At 70.7% G+C, this 16,075-nt stretch carries 16 protein-coding genes and 3 tRNA genes; 13 read left to right on the forward strand and 6 right to left on the reverse strand.

What is annotated here, in order from left to right; translation table 11 throughout:
* Nucleotides 1-89 precede the first annotated feature (89 nt).
* The 7 genes from ACWF94_RS13215 to ACWF94_RS13245 all read left to right on the forward strand — a co-directional run bounded on the left by ACWF94_RS13215 (nucleotide 90) and on the right by ACWF94_RS13245 (nucleotide 7,709).
* The gene (locus ACWF94_RS13215) at nucleotides 90-671 is read left to right on the forward strand and encodes an NADH-quinone oxidoreductase subunit J family protein (protein WP_453487451.1); all 582 of its coding nucleotides are present in this window, start codon (nucleotides 90-92) and stop codon (nucleotides 669-671) included.
* Nucleotides 671-1,060, forward strand: a complete 390-nt coding sequence (nuoK, locus tag ACWF94_RS13220; protein WP_453487452.1) for an NADH-quinone oxidoreductase subunit NuoK — start codon at nucleotides 671-673, stop codon at nucleotides 1,058-1,060. The genes ACWF94_RS13215 and nuoK overlap by 1 nt, the downstream gene beginning before the upstream one ends.
* Nucleotides 1,057-3,069 carry an NADH-quinone oxidoreductase subunit 5 family protein gene (locus ACWF94_RS13225; protein WP_453487453.1) on the forward strand — a complete coding sequence of 671 codons (2,013 nt, stop codon included), beginning with the start codon at nucleotides 1,057-1,059 and terminating at the stop codon, nucleotides 3,067-3,069. Before nuoK ends, ACWF94_RS13225 begins: the two co-directional genes overlap by 4 nt.
* A gap of 3 nt (nucleotides 3,070-3,072) precedes the next feature.
* Nucleotides 3,073-4,653, forward strand: coding sequence for a complex I subunit 4 family protein (locus tag ACWF94_RS13230; RefSeq protein ID WP_453487454.1), 1,581 nt, complete (start codon nucleotides 3,073-3,075; stop codon nucleotides 4,651-4,653).
* 2 nt (nucleotides 4,654-4,655) lie between these two features.
* Nucleotides 4,656-6,302: an NADH-quinone oxidoreductase subunit N gene (locus ACWF94_RS13235; protein ID WP_453487464.1), complete on the forward strand. Its 1,647-nt coding sequence runs from the start codon at nucleotides 4,656-4,658 to the stop codon at nucleotides 6,300-6,302.
* A gap of 157 nt (nucleotides 6,303-6,459) precedes the next feature.
* Nucleotides 6,460-7,320 carry a zinc metalloprotease HtpX gene (htpX, locus tag ACWF94_RS13240; protein WP_453487455.1) on the forward strand — a complete coding sequence of 287 codons (861 nt, stop codon included), beginning with the start codon at nucleotides 6,460-6,462 and terminating at the stop codon, nucleotides 7,318-7,320.
* Nucleotides 7,317-7,709 (forward strand): YccF domain-containing protein, encoded by a 393-nt coding sequence (locus ACWF94_RS13245; RefSeq protein ID WP_453487456.1) that lies wholly within the window; start codon nucleotides 7,317-7,319, stop codon nucleotides 7,707-7,709. Before htpX ends, ACWF94_RS13245 begins: the two co-directional genes overlap by 4 nt.
* Before the next feature lie 295 nt (nucleotides 7,710-8,004).
* On the opposite strand, the gene ACWF94_RS13250 is transcribed toward ACWF94_RS13245, so the two are convergent.
* A complete protein-coding gene (locus tag ACWF94_RS13250) occupies nucleotides 8,005-9,309 on the reverse strand; it encodes an APC family permease (RefSeq protein WP_453487457.1) in 1,305 nt (434 codons plus the stop codon).
* 86 nt (nucleotides 9,310-9,395) lie between these two features.
* On the opposite strand from ACWF94_RS13250, the gene ACWF94_RS13255 reads away from it, so the two are divergent.
* Complete coding sequence (locus tag ACWF94_RS13255; RefSeq protein WP_453487458.1) at nucleotides 9,396-9,665, forward strand: GlsB/YeaQ/YmgE family stress response membrane protein; 270 nt, start codon at nucleotides 9,396-9,398, stop codon at nucleotides 9,663-9,665.
* A 57-nt stretch (nucleotides 9,666-9,722) separates the two neighbouring features.
* Here ACWF94_RS13255 and ACWF94_RS13260 read toward each other — a convergent pair whose 3' ends face one another.
* From ACWF94_RS13260 to ACWF94_RS13270, 3 genes are all read right to left on the reverse strand, one after another.
* Nucleotides 9,723-10,475, reverse strand: a complete 753-nt coding sequence (locus tag ACWF94_RS13260; protein ID WP_453487459.1) for an alpha-ketoglutarate-dependent dioxygenase AlkB family protein — start codon at nucleotides 10,473-10,475, stop codon at nucleotides 9,723-9,725.
* Complete coding sequence (locus ACWF94_RS13265) at nucleotides 10,472-10,975, reverse strand: methylated-DNA--[protein]-cysteine S-methyltransferase (RefSeq protein ID WP_453487465.1); 504 nt, start codon at nucleotides 10,973-10,975, stop codon at nucleotides 10,472-10,474. The genes ACWF94_RS13260 and ACWF94_RS13265 overlap by 4 nt, the downstream gene beginning before the upstream one ends.
* Before the next feature lie 302 nt (nucleotides 10,976-11,277).
* Entirely contained in the window at nucleotides 11,278-11,766 is a 489-nt protein-coding gene (locus ACWF94_RS13270) for a YajQ family cyclic di-GMP-binding protein (RefSeq protein WP_453487460.1), read from the reverse strand.
* 192 nt (nucleotides 11,767-11,958) lie between these two features.
* On the opposite strand from ACWF94_RS13270, the gene ACWF94_RS13275 reads away from it, so the two are divergent.
* Both ACWF94_RS13275 and ACWF94_RS13280 read left to right on the forward strand, forming a co-directional pair.
* Nucleotides 11,959-12,040, forward strand: a tRNA-Tyr gene (locus ACWF94_RS13275).
* Between the two features lie 313 nt (nucleotides 12,041-12,353).
* Complete coding sequence (locus ACWF94_RS13280) at nucleotides 12,354-12,836, forward strand: hypothetical protein (protein ID WP_453487461.1); 483 nt, start codon at nucleotides 12,354-12,356, stop codon at nucleotides 12,834-12,836.
* A gap of 222 nt (nucleotides 12,837-13,058) precedes the next feature.
* On the opposite strand, the gene ACWF94_RS13285 is transcribed toward ACWF94_RS13280, so the two are convergent.
* Together ACWF94_RS13285 and ACWF94_RS13290 are read right to left on the reverse strand one after the other, a co-directional pair.
* Entirely contained in the window at nucleotides 13,059-13,715 is a 657-nt protein-coding gene (locus ACWF94_RS13285) for an SDR family oxidoreductase (RefSeq protein ID WP_453487462.1), read from the reverse strand.
* 232 nt (nucleotides 13,716-13,947) lie between these two features.
* Nucleotides 13,948-15,168, reverse strand: coding sequence for an amidohydrolase family protein (locus ACWF94_RS13290; RefSeq protein WP_453487463.1), 1,221 nt, complete (start codon nucleotides 15,166-15,168; stop codon nucleotides 13,948-13,950).
* A gap of 368 nt (nucleotides 15,169-15,536) precedes the next feature.
* Between ACWF94_RS13290 and ACWF94_RS13295 the strand changes: the two genes are divergently transcribed.
* From ACWF94_RS13295 to rpmG, 3 genes are all read left to right on the forward strand, one after another.
* Nucleotides 15,537-15,609: transfer RNA gene (locus ACWF94_RS13295), tRNA-Thr, on the forward strand.
* A 46-nt stretch (nucleotides 15,610-15,655) separates the two neighbouring features.
* A tRNA-Met gene (locus tag ACWF94_RS13300) sits at nucleotides 15,656-15,728 on the forward strand.
* 94 nt (nucleotides 15,729-15,822) lie between these two features.
* Nucleotides 15,823-15,987, forward strand: coding sequence for a 50S ribosomal protein L33 (gene rpmG / locus ACWF94_RS13305; protein WP_003948671.1), 165 nt, complete (start codon nucleotides 15,823-15,825; stop codon nucleotides 15,985-15,987).
* Nucleotides 15,988-16,075 lie beyond the last annotated feature (88 nt).

Raw genomic sequence — 16,075 nt, forward strand, 5'->3', positions numbered from 1 at the left:
CCCCCCGGCGCCGGCACCCCGGGCCCGGAGGGCCCGGAAACCCCCCGCCGCCGCCCAGGCACCCCGCCCACGGGTGAGGAAGGCCCGGCATGATGATCACCGCCGAAACCCAGGGCTTCCTCTCGCCGACCGGCGTCGAGATCGCCTTCCTCCTCGTCGGACTCGCCACCCTCGGCGCGGCCGTCATGACGGTCACCACCAGGCAACTGGTGCACGCCGCCCTCTGGCTGGTGGTGGCGCTCGGCGGCCTCGCCGTCGAATATCTGCTCCTGACGGCGGAGTTCATCGCCTGGGTGCAGGTCCTGATCTACGTCGGTTCCGTGGTCGTCCTCCTTCTCTTCGGGCTGATGCTCACCAAGGCGCCCATCGGGCGCTCACCGGACGCCGACTCCGGCAATCGCCGGGTCGCCCTGACCGTGGCCGCCAGCGCCGCCGCGGCCCTGGTCTGGGTGGTCGTGGACGCGTTCCGTACCACCTGGATCGACCTGGACGGACCGGCCCAGGGCTCCACCAAGGTGTCCGGCGAGATCCTGTTCCGGCACTGGGTGCTGCCCTTCGAGGCCCTCTCCGTACTGCTGCTGTCCGCCCTCGTGGGCGCGATCGTGCTCTCCCGCAAGCGCGCCGCCGCCACCGGCACGGACTCCCAGCCGGACCCCGAGGGGGAGAGCTGATGCACCTCGCCTATCCCGCCGTACTCTCCGTCCTCCTCTTCTGCGTCGGCCTGTACGGCGTCCTCGCCCGCCGCAACGCGATCCTGGTCCTGATGTCCGTCGAGCTGATGCTCAACGCCGTCAACCTCAACCTCGTCGCCTTCGACGTCTGGCTGCGCGACACCCTCCACTCGGGCCAGGCACTCACCCTCTTCACCATCGCCATCGCGGCGGCCGAGATCGGCATCGGTCTCTCCATCGTCCTGATGGTCTACCGCAATCGCGGCACGTCGGACATCGACCGGCTCCGTGACACCGCCGAGGGCCACGACAGCACCCCCGACGCCCCCGACGCGACCGCCATTCCCGACGGAACCGCCCCGGCGCAGAAGGCTGAGGCCACCCCGTGACCACCACGACCCTCGCCGTCCTCGTCCCTCTCCTTCCCTTTCTGGGCGCGGCGGCCGGACTGCTCCTCGGCCGGATCGCGCCCGGTTTCGTACGGCCGCTGGCCGTCCTGCCCGCCCTGGCCTCGGCCGCGCTCGCGGTCGTGGTCGCCGTGCGGCAGGGCGGTGGGAAGCCGATCGACGCCGCCACCCAGCTCACCCCGACCGGGTCGGTCCCCATCGACCTCGCCCTGTACCTCGACGGCTTCGCCGTCCTGGTCGCCGTCCTGGTCGCCGTCGTCGCCTCCTGCGTGCAGATCTACTCGACGGCCTATCTGCGCGACGACCCCCGCTACCCCTCCTATGCGGCTCTCGTCTCCCTCTTCACCGCCGCGATGCTGCTCGTCGTCTACTCCGGTGACCTGATGGTGCTCCTGGTCGGCTGGGAGATCATGGGCATCTGCTCGTACTTCCTCGTCGGCCACTACTGGGAGACGCCCGAGGCGCGCGCCGCCTCCCTCAAGGCGTTCCTCGTCACCAAGCTCGGCGATGTCCCCTTTCTGATCGGTCTGTTCGCTCTCGCCACCGACGCCGGCACCTTCCGGATCACCGGAATCCTCGATGCCGTCGCGGCGGGCGGGATCGATCACCCCACCCTGGTGGCGCTGCTGCTCCTCGCCGGTGTGGCGGGCAAGTCGGCGCAGTTCCCGCTCCACACCTGGCTGCCCGACGCGATGGCGGGCCCCACCCCCGTCTCCGCGCTGATCCACGCCGCGACGATGGTCGCGGCGGGTGTCTACTTCGTGGCCCGGCTCCTCCCGCTCTTCGCCGCCTCCGCCGCTGCCCTCACTGTCCTCGCCGTGATGGCCGCGATCACCATGGTCGGCTCCGGGCTCGCCGCGCTCGCCCAGGACGACATCAAACGCGTCCTCGCCTACTCGACCATCGGCCAACTCGGCTATATGACGGGCGCCCTGGCGGTCGGGGACCGCGGCGCCGCCGTCTTCCACCTCCTTTCCCACGGCGCCTTCAAGGCGCTGCTCTTCCTCGCGGCCGGTGTGGTCATCCATGCCGCCGGCACCAACTCACTGGCCGCCATGTCCCGGATGAGCGGCCTGCCCCGGCGTATCCCCGACGCGTACTGGACGATGACCGTCGCCCTGTTCGCCCTCGCCGCCATCCCTCCCTTCGCGGGCTTCTTCTCCAAGGAAGCCGTCCTCGTCGCCGCCGAGCACAGCGCGCTCGGTGACTCCACCGTCGCCCCCGGCGCCGCGGGCTGGACGGTGCTTGTCGCCGGTCTGCTGACCGCCCTGCTCACCGCCGCGTACGCGACCCGTCTGTGGCTGCTCGCCTTCCGCGGTCGCGGAGCCGAAGCCCCCGACCACGGCCGCGAGCCCCTGGCCATGACCTCCGTGCTGTGGCTGCTCGCCATCCCCTCCCTCGGCTTCGGACTGACCTTCGGCTACTTCGACGACTGGTTCGACGGCCAGAGCCTCGCCCCCACCCTGACCACCGCCGTCCTCGGTACCGGCGCCGCCCTCGCCGGCGGACTGCTCACCTACGGCGCCTGGCGCTCCCTGCGCCACCGCGCGGGCGCCCTCGCCGCGCTGACACCTGCCGAAGCGGTCGTCGCCCACCCGGACGCGGCACCCTCGGTGGTCGAGTCCGAAGCCGTGGCCGCCCACACCCCGGCCTACGGAGACATCGCGGCGGCCCCCGACCCTGCGGACCCCGGCCGAATGCTGCTGGGTCCGCTGCACCGCCACGCGACCTCCGGCTTCCACCTCGACGCCGTCTACCACGTGCTGTTCGTCCGCCCCGTCCAGGCCGCCGCCGAACTCGTCCGCTTCCTCGACCGCGAGGTCGTCGACACCTATGTGCGCGGCACGGGCACGGGCACCAACTGGCTGGGGCTGCTGGTACGGCGCGCCCAGACCGGCAATGTGCAGACCTACCTCGGCGCGCTGCTCGCGGGCTCCGTCGTCCTGGCCGTCGCCGCCGTCGTCCTCTCCAACGCCAACGCGGGATCGTGAGCCGTGATCGATATCAGCGAGTCCGTGATGCAGTTCCTTCTCGCGTTCATCGTCGCCGGCCCGCTCCTGGGCGCCGTGGCCGCGCTGCTGCCCGCCCCGCCCGGACTGCGCGGCAAGAGCCCCGACCAGGCGGTCCTGCGCCATGGTGTGACCGTCACCGGCGCGGTGCTGGCGGCCGCGATCATCCTGCTCATCGGGTTCGACCACGACCGCCCGTCGAGGATGCAGGCCACGACGGACATCAGCTGGATCCCCGCGCTCAATGTGCGCATCCACCTCGGTGTCGACGGCATTTCCCTCCCCCTTCTGGTCCTGACCGCGCTGCTGACCTTCCTCTGCGCGCTGTACAGCTACTACAAGATGCCGAGCGGCCCCTCCCCGAAGGCATTTGTCGCCCTGCTGCTCGTCCTCGAATCGGGGATGCTGGCGACCTTCGCCGTCCTCGATCTGCTGCTGTTCTTCCTGGCGTTCGAGATGGTGCTCATCCCGATGTACTTCTTCATCGCCCGCTGGGGCGGCGAAGCCCGGAGGCACGCCGCCTGGAAGTTCATCCTCTACACCCTGCTCGGCTCCGTCGTCATGCTGCTCGGCCTGCTGCTGATCGGGCTGAAGACCGGCACATTCGACATGGTGGCACTCGCCACTGACAACGGCCGGGGACTGACCGCATCCACGCAGGTCATCGCCGTTCTGGCGATCGGTGTCGGCCTCGCGGTGAAGACCCCGATGTGGCCGCTGCACAGCTGGCTGCCGGACGCGCACACCGCCGCCCCGACCGTAGGGTCCGTCCTGCTGGCCGGAGTCCTGCTGAAGATGGGTACGTACGGGTTCGTCCGGATCGTTCTGCCCATCGCGCCCGAGGGAATGCGGACCTTCGCGCCCTATCTCGCCGCCTTCGCGGTCGTCGGCATCATCTACGGATCCCTCGCCTGCCTCGCCCTCGCCAAGCGGGGCGCGAGCGGTGACCTCAAGCGGCTGATCGCCTACTCCTCCGTCGGCCACATGGGCTTCGTCCTCCTCGGCATCGCGACGATGACCCCGACCGGCGTCAACGGCGCACTGTTCGCCAACATCGCCCACGGCCTGATCACCGGACTGCTCTTCTTCCTGGTCGGAGCACTCAAGGACCGTTACGGCACCGCCGACATCGACACCCTCGCCGGGGCCACCGGCGCCGCACTCTACGGCCGGGCCCCCCGCCTCGGCGGCCTGCTCGCCTTCGCGGCGGTCGCCTCCCTCGGGCTCCCCGGCCTCGCCGGATTCTGGGGCGAGATGCTCGCGCTGTTCGGCGCCTTCGACCCCGCGGCCGGCCTCAGCCGCCCCGCCTTCCTCACCTTCATGGTGATCGGCGGCTTCGGCACGCTGCTCACCGCCGCGTACCTCCTGATCGTCGTCCGCCGCGTCTGCATGGGCGTGCCGGGGCCGAAGGAGCGGGCCGAGCCGTTCGCCGACATTCAGCCGTACGAGTTCGCCGCCTGGAGCCCCCTCGTCGCCCTCACCGTCCTCGCCGGACTGTGGCCCGCGGTCCTCCTCGGCCTCACCGACCCGGCCGTGCAGAAGCTCCTCGCAGGAGGCAAGTCGTGACCATGGCCGCCCTTGAGAGCGCCGCGAGCGCCGCGAGCGCCGCGAGTGCCGCCGGTGCCGCCGCCCTGCCGGCCGCATCCGACGCACCCGGCACTTCCGGCACTCTCGGCCCCGACGACACCACAGGTCTCGTCAACCTCGTCCAGTCCGTCGACTGGCTCACGATCGCCCCGCCGACCATCACCGCGGTGGTGGCCCTGCTGATCCTGGTCGCCGATCTCTTCGTGCCGAAGAAGCACAAGCGACTGCTGGGCTTCGGCGCGATCGCCGGCCTGGTCGCCGCGCTGATCACCCTCGTACCGCTCATCGAGGGCGACCGCCGGACGTTCTGCCTCACCACCGACGCCGACACCTGCAGCTACACCGCGGACCACTTCACGCTGGCCATTCAGCTCCTGGTACTCGGCGGCGCACTCCTCACGGCGCTCCTCTCGCTCCACGACACCGACGAGAAGCTCCCCGCGGGCGAGTTCTGGTTCCTGCTGCTCTCCTCCGCCGCGGGAGCCGCGCTGCTGCCCGCGTCCCGGGATCTCGCCACTCTCGTCGTCGCCCTCGAAGTGGCCTCGCTGCCCGCGTTCGCGCTGGTCGGGATGCGGCGCGGCGACCGGCTCTCCAGTGAGGCGGCGCTGAAGTTCTTCCTCTCATCGGTCACCGCGACGGCCGTCACCCTCCTCGGCGTGAGCTTCGTTTACGCCACGACGGGCAGCCTCCACCTCACCCGGATCGCCGCCGAGCTGGGCAAGGTCAGTGACCAGCTGGACACTCTCGCCAAGGCGGGCGTCGCGCTGACCCTCATCGGATTCGCCTTCAAGACGGCCGCCGCGCCCTTCCACTTCTGGGTTCCCGACACCTATGTGGGCGCACCGCTGCCCATCGCCGCCTACCTCTCCGTCGTCGGGAAGGCGGTCGGCTTCTCCGGTCTCATCCTGGTGACCGTCATCGCCTTCCCCGGATACGCCGATGTCTGGGGCCCCGCGATCGCCGTCCTCGCCGCGATCACCATGACGGTGGGCAATGCCGCCGCCCTGCGGCAGTCGGCCACGCGCGCGTGGAGCGCGGTACGGCTGCTGGCCTGGTCCTCCGTGGCTCAGGCCGGGTACATCCTGGTCCCGATCGCGGCGGCCGCCTACTCCAGCGACGACCAGATCGGCTCGACTGTCGCGTACGCCCTCATGTACGCCGTCGTGAACCTCGGCGCCTTCGCGGTGGCGGCGCTCGTCGCCCGCACCCGGCCGCTGAACCGGATCGCCGACTACCGGGGCCTGTACGCCACCCGCCCGCTCACCGCACTCACCCTCGCCTTCTTCCTGCTCTGCCTGGCCGGACTGCCGCCGGGCATCATCGGTCTCTTCGCCAAGGTGACCGTCTTCTCCTCGGCCGTCGACGCGGGCCTGGGCTGGCTGGCCGTCGTCATGGGCGTCAATGTCGTGATCGCCCTCTATTACTACCTGCGGTGGACTGCGCTCCTCTTCCGTGCCCCGGCAGCGGCGGAGGCCGAAGCGGGCGGCACGCGGCCGGTGCGCGGGCGCACCCTCCTGGCCGCACCCGCTCCGGTCACCGTGGCCATCGCCCTGACCGCCGTCACCGGTGTCGCGCTGTCCGGCTACCCCCAGCTGGTGCTCCGCTTCGCGGCGACCAGCCTCTTCTGAGCCCTCACCCGTACGGCCCAGCCCAGGGCCCGGAGCACAAGGGAACTAGCGTCCTTCGCCTGGCGTTGACCAGTACAGAAGGGTCCACTGAACAGTGGAGCACCACCACGCAGCACCACGCAAAGGGTCCCCTGCCGCACTACTTGGAGGGCGTACCGTGCACCGCCGGCACAATGGGCTCAAGACCGCCGTACTCCTCGGCGCTCTGTCCGCGATCATCCTCGTCATCGGCAGCTTCTTCGGCCGTACGGGGCTGATCGTCGCGCTCTTCGTGGCGCTCGCGACCAACGCGTATGCCTACTGGAACAGCGACAAGCTCGCGCTGCGTGCCATGCGCGCCCGCCCGGTGAGCGAGTTCGAGGCTCCCGCGCTCTACCGCTTGGTCCGCGAGCTCTCCACCGCCGCCCGCCAGCCCATGCCCCGGCTGTACATCTCGCCGACCCAGGCCCCCAATGCGTTCGCCACCGGCCGCAATCCGCGCAATGCTGCAGTCTGCTGCACCGAGGGAATCCTCCGGATACTCGACGAGCGTGAGCTGCGCGGAGTCATCGGCCATGAGCTCAGCCATGTCTACAACCGCGACATCCTGATCTCCTCGGTCGCCGGAGCCCTCGCCTCCGTGGTCATGTTCCTGGTGAACTTCGCCTGGCTGATCCCCGTGGGCCGCTCCGACGACGACGGCCCGGGCATCGCCGGAATGCTGTTGATCATGATTCTCGGCCCGGTGGCCGCCTCCATCATCCAGCTCGCCGTCTCCCGCTCGCGGGAGTACGAGGCGGACGCCTCGGGCGCCCAGCTCACCGGCGACCCGCTGGCCCTCGCGAGCGCCCTGCGCAAGCTCGAAGCCGGTACGAAGCAACTGCCCCTGCCGCCCGAGCCCCGGCTGGAGACCGCGAGTCACATGATGATCGTGAATCCCTTCCGGCCGGGTAAGAGTCTTACGAAGATGTTTTCGACGCACCCGCCCATGGCGGAGCGCATCGCCCGACTCGAACAGATGGCAGGTCGCCGACCATGAAGACAATTCTGAACGTTGTATGGCTCGTTCTGTGCGGCTTCTGGATGTTCCTCGGCTATCTGTTCGCGGGCGTGCTGCTCTGTATCACGATCATCGGGATCCCCTTCGGCCTGGCGGCCTTCCGGATCGGCGTCTACGCCCTCTGGCCCTTCGGCTACACGGTGGTCGACCGCCGGGACGCGGGCACGGCGTCGTGCATCGGCAATGTGCTCTGGCTGATCCTCGCCGGCTGGTGGCTGGCGCTCGGCCATGTCGTCACCGGCATTGTCCTGTGCGTCACGATCATCGGTATCCCGCTGGGCATCGCGAACTTCAAGCTGATTCCGGTCTCGCTGATGCCGCTCGGCAAGGAAATCGTTCCGACGGACCAGCCCTTCGCCGCCCGCTGACCCGAAACCGACCGTGCCGCCGGGCTCGGCCCGGCCGTCAGCCTCCCTACGGCAGTCAGGCTCGGTAGAGCCAGAACGGGTCGAGCGGGCAGCGGGGCGTGGCCTCCGGGCCGGACGGCGGGCCCGGAGCCGGGGTCTCGCACCGGGCCCCGGGCCCCGGGGCCTGGCTCCCGGGCTTCGGCCAGCGGTGCGTGCTCGCGGCCCGGACCAGGTTCCTCTCCAGCCTCACCGGCTCCCTCCCCGGCCTTACCGGGTCAGTCCCCAGCTTCACCGGTCGCTCTCCGGCCCGACCGGGTCAGTCCCCGGCATCCCCCGGCCGGGGCCGCGCGTCCTTCCGTACGCGGTACACCGCCGCCCCCACGCCCACCACGGCGACTCCCGCCGCGACCGAGGACACCGGCAGGGAGAAGGCGAGCACCAGGCACCCCAGCACTCCGCAGCCGGCCGTCACCCGGATCAATCCGGTGGCCGTCGCACTCCGGTCCGTCACTCGAACGGGTGTATCACCACTGGGTCCGGAACCGAGCGTCCAGGCCGAGGCGTTGGCCAGGGTGTAGTAGAGAAGCACTCCGAACGACGAGAAGCCGATCGCCCCGCGTGCATCCGCCGTCGCGGCCACCACCGCGACGACCGCCCCCACCGCGAGCTCCGCGTGGTGGGGTACCCGGAAGCGTGGATGCACATCAGCGAGCGTGGCCGGCAGATGGCCGTCCCGGGCCATGGCGAGCGTCGTTCGCGAGACACCGAGGATCAGCGCGAGCAAGGACCCGAGCGCCGCCACGGCGGCACCCACCCGCACCACCGGCACCAGCCAGTCCGCGTCCGCCGCCCGCGCGGCATCGGCCAGCGGAGCCGCCGCCCGGCCCAGCTCCCCGGCGCCCAGCACAGAGAGGACCGAGACCGCGACACCCAGATAGACGACCAGCGCGACACCCAGCGCCAGCGGGACGGCGCGGGGGATCGTCCGAGCCGGATCGCGCACCTCCTCGCCGAGTGTGGTGATCCGGGCGAACCCCGCGAACGCGAAGAACAGCAGCCCGGCCGCCTCAAGCACACCACCCCACCCGGCGTCCGTCCCCCACTCCAACCGCCCGAAGTCGGCCGAGCCCGAGCCGAGAGAGGAGACGATCACCGCCGCGAGCACAGCCAGCACCACCGCCACGACCGCCCGCGTCAGCCACGCCGACTTCCGTACTCCGCCGTAGTTCACGGCAGTCAGCGCGACCACCGCCGCGACCGCGACGGCATGTGCCCGCTCCGGCCAGACATACGCGCCGACCGTCAGCGCCATCGCCGCACAGGACGCGGTCTTCCCGGCGATGAACGCCCAGCCGGCCAGATACCCCCAGAACGCGCCGAGCCGTTCCCGCGCGTAGACATAGGTTCCCCCCGATACCGGATAGCGGGCGGCGAGGCGGGCAGACGACATGGCATTGCAGTACGCGACCACCGCGGCGAGTGCCAGACCCAGCAGCAGCCCCGACCCTGCGGCCAGTGCCGCAGGTCCCAGCGCCACGAAGATGCCCGCCCCGACCATCGACCCGAGCCCGATCACCACCGCGTCGAAGACCCCGAGCGAACGCCTCAGCTGCTGTGCCATGCGCCGCACCTTACTGAGCATGCGCAACCGGGTTCCGTCCCCAGGGCGTCCTCCAGACGACACCGTACGAAAGGCAGGTTCACGGCATGAGCATCATCAGCTGGATCATTCTCGGGCTGCTCGCCGGTGGGATAGCCAAGATCCTGCTCCCGGGGCGCGACCCCGGCGGTCTGATCGGCACCACGGTCATCGGCGTCATCGGTGCCTCCCTCGGCGGCTGGATCGCGGCTCGCTTCCTGGACCGGCCGTACACCAAGGAGTTCTACGACGGGACCACCTGGGTGGCCGCGATAGGTGGCTCCCTGGTGCTGCTGATCGCCTACCGGCTGCTGTTCGGGCACTCCCGCTCCCGCTGACGGAACAGCACAGTCCAGCCGGGGGGCCGGTGCCGGGCCGCTTTGTGGAGACTCGGTTCACCCGGGCAGACCGGTCTCACGCAGTGTGATGTTCAGGCGCCCGCCCCGCAGTCCCGTCGCCGGATCGGCCGTCCCGGGAAGCACCTTCGGTACGCCGTGGTACGCGAAGCGCGCCGGGCCGCCGAAGACGAACAGGTCCCCGGACATCAACTCCACATCGGTGTAAGGACGACCGCGGGTCCGGGTGTTGCCGAACCGGAAAACGCAGCTGTCGCCGATGCTCAGTGAGACCACCGGCGCGGTGGACTGCTCCTCCTTGTCCTGGTGCATCCCCATCCGGGCGGCGCCGTCATAGAAGTTGATCAGCGCGGTGTCGGGGGAGTACCGCTGCCCCGCCTCATCCGGGCTCCCCGCCTCATCCGGGCCCTCCGCCCCACCCGAGTCAGCCGCCCCGTCCGGGACCCCGGCGTCCCGCTCAGGAGCCCTGCCCTCTGCATACGCCTCGGCCAGCGCGCTGCGGCCCAGCTCCACCAGCCAGTCGGGGAGGGCGGCGACCCGGGCGCCGTTCACATCGTCGGCGGTCCGGGTGTAGTGATAGGGCCGCCAGTGCCAGCCCAGACACACCGTTCGTACGGACATCACCCCGCCGCCGGGGAGGACGGTGTGCCGGATCGGTACCGGTCCGCGCGCCCAGGAGCGGCAGGCGTCGACCAGTTCCCGCTGCCGCTCCAGCGGCAGCCACCCCGGCATATGCACAGCGCCGGGGGTGATCACAGCCGGTTCCCGGGGAAAGAGGGCCGCACCGGTCATGACGTCGGTACGCCCTCCAGGGCCAGGAGCCTTTCCTTGCGCTCCAGCCCGCCCGCGTAGCCACGAAGGGCACCGTCCGCGCCGATCACCCGGTGGCAGGGCCGCACCACCAGCAGCGGATTGCGCCCGATCGCGGTCCCCACGGCCCGTACTCCCGCCCCCGGCGTGCCGACCCGCTGGGCGATCTCCCCGTAGGTCGCCGTCGCCCCGTAGGGAATCTCCTCCAGTGCCCGCCAGACCCGCCGCTGGAACTCCGTGCCACCGTCCAGGTACTCCAGCTCGAAATGCCTCAGTTCCCCCTCGAAGTACGAGGTCAGCTGATGGGCGGCCGACGCGAAGGCGGCCGGGTCGCGCTGCCAGCCGTCCTCGACGACGGCGGCGCCCTTCTGGCCCGGCAGCGAGAGCGAGGCGAGCGCGGTGCCGCCCTGCGCGGTGGCGGACTCCCTGCCGACCAGCAGCAATTCGCCCAGCGGGCTGTCGATGGTCGAATAGACCGTCATGGCGGTCATGGCTCGTTCCTCTCCTCGCGTCCTCGTGGCGTGTTCTGCGCCCTGCGCCTACGATTCTGTGCCGCCCGCCCCGCCGAAGCTGGCGGCAATCGGACATCGCGCCCGACCCCAACGCCCCCGACCGCCAGTCCGGCCCCGAGCGGCCCGTCACCGCTCCCAGCCGGGCGCGGACCGGCGGGCGTACCCACGCGCCCCGCGCCCATCGGCGCCCGAGCCGAGCGAACCGCCCGGACCGCCAGGACCAGCCGGGCCGCCAGCACCGGCCGGACCAGGGGCTGAGCCGGTGGAGCGGTTCAGCGGTAGTTCACATACTGGAGGGCGAAGTCGAAGTCCTGCCCCTTGAGCAGGGCCTGCACCGACTGAAGGTCGTCCCGGCTCTTGGAACTGACGCGCAGTTCCTCGCCCTGGACCTGGGCCTTGACGCCCTTCGGGCCCTCGTCACGGATGATCTTCGCCACCTTCTTGGCGTTCTCCTGGGAGATCCCCTCCACGATCGACGCGAAGATCTTGTACTCCTTGCCGGACAGCTGGGGCTCGCCTGTGTCGAGCGCCTTCAACGAGATCCCGCGCTTGATCAGCTTGGACTGGAACACATCGAGGATCGCGGCGACCCGGTCCTCGGAGTTCGCCTGCATAAGGATCTTCTCGCCGGACCAGGCGATCGACGCCCCGACGTTCTTGAAGTCGTAGCGCTGGGAGATCTCCTTCGCGGTCTGGTTGAGGGCGTTGTCGACCTCCTGCCGCTCGACCTTCGAGACAATGTCGAAACTGGAGTCGGCCATGTCCTGTGGCTCCTTGAATCGGGTGCTGGAGACGCGGCCGGAGTCCCCGAACCGCACGGTCAAGCCTAGCCACCCGTACGGGTCCCGAGGGCTGATCAATCCGGTGGCGGAGCACCCCCGGGCATCGGGTATCGTTTACGTCGTTGCCACGGAGCGCCGCTATCGGCGGCCCTTCTCCAGGCGATATCCCATGGCGGTGTGCCCGAGTGGCCAATGGGAGCGGACTGTAAATCCGTCGGCTTAGCCTACCCAGGTTCGAATCCTGGCGCCGCCACGCGATAACGATGGCCCCTGATCTGCGGAAACGCGGATCGGGGGCCATCGTCGTCGGCGCTGCCCGGAGACCATCCGTGCCCCGTCACCTCGGTATCCGGCCGCCTCGGCACTGGTGCCCGCCCTGGTGTGGACGGCCTCCGGACCGGACCCGGGGGTGATCTTCCTGGGCGGTCTCCTGGGCGGGGGCGAACCAGCGGCCCGGGTGCTCCGGGGCGACCCCTGGTCCGGCCTGCGCGAGTGGCCGCCGGGGAGCCCGTACGATGCCCCACTGACGTACTGTCGGTTCACCGTATCGCCGAGCGAGGAAACGCATGATCCTGAGCGATGCCGACGGCCTTTTCTCCGCCTTGGCCGCCATCCAACTCCCCCGGAACGACTATGTGGTGTGTGGTTCCGCCGCGCTGTATGTCCGGGGGCTGCGTCCGCGTATGGGGGATCTCGACATCCTCGCGAGAGGGGCGGCCTGGGAGAAGGCCCTCACCCTCGGCGACCCGGAGCCAACGATTTCCGGTCATGGCCTGCGGGTCGTCCATCCGGACGCGGCGATCGAGATCATGGACCGCTGGACACCCGGCTGGTCCAGCGATCAGCTGATCGACGAGGCCGATGTCATAGACGGAGTTCCGTTCATGCGCCTCGGAGACGTACTGCGGTGGAAGATCGCCGCCGGCCGACCCAAGGACCTGGACGATATCGCGGCCATCCGACGGCTCCACCGGGTGTGGGCGGGTGAGGCCCACCCCGTCTTCGCGGCCTCTGCCGAGGACGACGCCACGGCGGCAGTCGGGGGATGACGCGGGGCCACCGGCGTTGAGCGGGCCGGCCTGCGCGATAGCGTTCGGCGGCCCCGAGCACCGCGCGCCGTGCCCCCGTCCGGGGCCGTGCCTCCGAGCCCTCGGGTCCGGCGCCGGGCCCCGCAGGGTTCAGTCGGCCGGCCGCAAGGTCCAGTTCCGTCTGGGCATTCCCGGCCAACGGGGGTCCTGATGTGGATCCGGGCAACAGGGCCTCCGTGCCCCTCAGTTCCCCGCGATGTCCTTCACCGCGACCGTCACCGGCACCGAACCGCTGATCAGCTCCAGTGTGAGGCCGGCCGTGGACGCCGTCTCGGCCAACTCGGCCAGCACCGCCGCCACATCGTCGCGCGGCACCGAACCGCGCTCCGTCGACGCCTTCAGCCGGACGAGACCGGTGCCCGCGTCGTTCGTGAGCGACCCCGGGCGCAGAATCGTCCAGTCGAGGCCGGAACGGGACCGTACGTCGTCGTCCGCCGCGCCCTTCGCCCGCAGATAGAGGTCGAAGACCTCATCGCCCTGGTGCGCCGCGTCCGCGCCCATCGAGGAGACGACGAGATACCGGCGTACGCCCGCCTGTTCCGCGGCGTCCGCGAACAGTACGGCCGCGCCCCGGTCCACCGTGTCCTTGCGGGCCACACCGCTGCCCGGACCCGCGCCCGCCGCGAAGACCGCGACATCGGCGCCCCTCAGGACCTCCGCGACCTCCGCCACGGAGGCCGACTCCAGGTCCAGGACGACCGGCTCGGCACCCGCCTCCCGCAGGTCAGCGCTCTGCCCCGGGTCGCGGATGATGCCCGCCACCTCGTGTCCGCCCGCCGAGAGCAGCCTCTCCAGCCGGAGTGCGATCTGACCGTGTCCTCCAGCGATAACCATGCGCATGTCTACGACCGTACGTCCGCGGCGCCGACTTCGCCGCATACCAGGACCGGCCATGGCCGGTCGGGACCGGTCGGGACCGGTCCGGGGAGCGCCGCATGGACGCCGCATGGACACCGCATGGACACCGCTGAGGCACCGTGGAGTCCCCGCAGTGCGCCCCATAGGGGCCGCAGAAGTCCCGCAGTGCGCCCCATAGGGACCGCGGCGTGCCGCGGACGCGTGGCAGAGCGCGTCACGGACGGGCCTGGCGCGGCAGTTCGAGCGCCACCGCCACCGCCGAGTCGCAGTACTCCCGCACCGCGCTGGTCCGCGCCACCACTCGCCCCCGGTGGATGACGATCCGGCTGTACGCCAGCGACAGCACACCCGCGATCCGCTCACCCCGTACCGCCAGCAGTTCGGCGGGGAACCCGGCCTCCACCCGTACCTCCGGCAGTCCCATCGCGGCCCGTGCCTGAGCCGCGACCGTTCCGTAGGCGTCCTCGGGCCGCAGACCGCCCTGGGAGGCGAGCAGATACGCCGCCTCCAGCGGATCGCCGCGCCCCACCGGGTTCGACACGTCCCGCAGGGCCCCGCTGCCCGCCGCGACCCGCACCCCGGCCGCGCGCAGCAGGCGTACGGGCGCGCTGCCCCGCTGCTCCAGCGCGCCACAGCCGCCCTGCGGCAGGGCGACCACCGTGACACCGGCCGTCGCGAGCCGGTCCGCGACCTTCACGGCCACCTCGTGCGGCAGCCGGGCGAGCCCCGCGCACGGCCCGATCGCCACCCCCTGGCGCAGCCCGCCCGCCATCGCCGCCAGCCGGGTGAGGCGGGCCGGGTCGTCACCGTGCGTATGCAGATCCACGGGGCACCCGTGTTCGGCCGCCATATCGAGGACGGCCTCTGCGTACCCGGCGGGATCGGGGTCGGCGTCCGGACAGCCGCCCACGACCGCCGCGCCCATCTTCACCGCGTCGCGCAGCATCGCCAGGCCCTCCGCGCCCGCCACACCCGTCAGCAGCCTCGGCACGGCGACGGCCGTCAGATCGGCGAGCCCGCGCAGCGAGCGCCGCGCCTGGAGGACCGCCTCCAGCGGGCCGAGGCCGTGGACGTCTCCGATCCGTACATGCGAACGCAGCGCCGTGGCCCCGTGGCCGAGTTGCAGGAGCGCGGCCTGGGTGGTGCGCCGCTGGACGTCCTCCAGGCCGTACGAGACGGGGCCGGGGCAGTCCGCGGTCAGCGCGGTGTCGCCGTGGGCGTGCGGTTCGGCCGGGGCGGGCAGCAGCAGATAGCCGCTCAGATCCACCCGCGCGGAGAGCGGGGTGAGACTGCCGGCCGTCCCGACCGCTTCGATGCGCCCGCCGCCGATCCTTACGTCGACGGTGCGGCCGTCCGTCAGCCGGGCGCCGCGGAGCAGCAGCGCGGTGGTGTCGGCGGTCGAGCCACCGGGGTGCTGCGGCTGGCTGTCGGGCATCGCGCTCCTGCGGGGGCGGTCGGGCGGGGAACCGCGTGACGGGGACACCGGGACACCGAGAGACACCGAGAGACACCGGGAGCCACCGAGGTGCACCGAGGGGCCGCGGTGCACGATCACGCAGCGTGAGTCGAGCCTAGGGGCGCTGCGGGCATGCTTCGAGGAGGAGCGGAATAGTCGTACCGGTGTGGTTCGGGGTGGTGTACGGGGCGGGCGGGGCGATGGCCCGGCGAGGTGCGGGGAGCGGGCCGTTCACCGCCCGTTGGAGCCGGGCCCGATGCCGGACAGATGCTCGACAGATGCCGGACAGGAGGCCATGAAACGGATTTGGGCGATCGGCGACCGACCGTGTAATGTCTTCATCGCTCGCCCCAATAGCTCAGTCGGTAGAGCGTCTCCATGGTAAGGAGAAGGTCTACGGTTCGATTCCGTATTGGGGCTCTGATGTCGGTGATCCTCGTCCTCGGACGAGGAGATCCGGTATCGCAGCGGTGTAGCTCAGTCGGTAGAGCAAGCGGCTCATAATCGCTGTGTCACCGGTTCAAGTCCGGTCACCGCTACACACAGTAGCCGATTGCGGGGTCGGTCCTCCGATCGGCTACTCTTTTATGCGTTCATCCTGTTCGTCCATCCGTCCGTCCAAGGAGCACTCACGTGGCTGCCACCGACGTCCGCCCGAAGATCACGCTGGCCTGCGTGGAGTGCAAGGAGCGGAACTACATCACCAAGAAGAACCGGCGTAACAACCCGGACCGTCTTGAGATGAAGAAGCACTGCCCGCGTTGCAACGCCCACACGGCGCACCGCGAAACCCGCTGATCAGGCTCGTATACGAGGCCGCCCCCGACTCGGGGGCGGCCTCGTGTCGTTTGTTCGTTCGCGTCATTTGTTCGTTGGCGTGCTCGTT

It is taken from the genome of Streptomyces sp. NPDC055078 (assembly GCF_053607985.1).

What these genes read in the sequence shown, in the direction of transcription:
- ACWF94_RS13215 (WP_453487451.1), top strand. Translation starts at nt 90, where the DNA reads ATGATGATCACCGCCGAAACCCAGGGCTTCCTCTCGCCGACCGGCGTC.
- nuoK (WP_453487452.1), top strand. Translation starts at nt 671, where the DNA reads ATGCACCTCGCCTATCCCGCCGTACTCTCCGTCCTCCTCTTCTGCGTC.
- ACWF94_RS13235 (WP_453487464.1), top strand. Translation starts at nt 4,656, where the DNA reads ATGGCCGCCCTTGAGAGCGCCGCGAGCGCCGCGAGCGCCGCGAGTGCC.
- ACWF94_RS13245 (WP_453487456.1), top strand. Translation starts at nt 7,317, where the DNA reads ATGAAGACAATTCTGAACGTTGTATGGCTCGTTCTGTGCGGCTTCTGG.
- ACWF94_RS13250 (WP_453487457.1), bottom strand. Translation starts at nt 9,309, where the DNA reads ATGGCACAGCAGCTGAGGCGTTCGCTCGGGGTCTTCGACGCGGTGGTG.
- ACWF94_RS13255 (WP_453487458.1), top strand. Translation starts at nt 9,396, where the DNA reads ATGAGCATCATCAGCTGGATCATTCTCGGGCTGCTCGCCGGTGGGATA.
- ACWF94_RS13260 (WP_453487459.1), bottom strand. Translation starts at nt 10,475, where the DNA reads ATGACCGGTGCGGCCCTCTTTCCCCGGGAACCGGCTGTGATCACCCCC.
- ACWF94_RS13265 (WP_453487465.1), bottom strand. Translation starts at nt 10,975, where the DNA reads ATGACGGTCTATTCGACCATCGACAGCCCGCTGGGCGAATTGCTGCTG.
- ACWF94_RS13270 (WP_453487460.1), bottom strand. Translation starts at nt 11,766, where the DNA reads ATGGCCGACTCCAGTTTCGACATTGTCTCGAAGGTCGAGCGGCAGGAG.
- ACWF94_RS13280 (WP_453487461.1), top strand. Translation starts at nt 12,354, where the DNA reads ATGATCCTGAGCGATGCCGACGGCCTTTTCTCCGCCTTGGCCGCCATC.
- ACWF94_RS13285 (WP_453487462.1), bottom strand. Translation starts at nt 13,715, where the DNA reads ATGCGCATGGTTATCGCTGGAGGACACGGTCAGATCGCACTCCGGCTG.
- ACWF94_RS13290 (WP_453487463.1), bottom strand. Translation starts at nt 15,168, where the DNA reads ATGCCCGACAGCCAGCCGCAGCACCCCGGTGGCTCGACCGCCGACACC.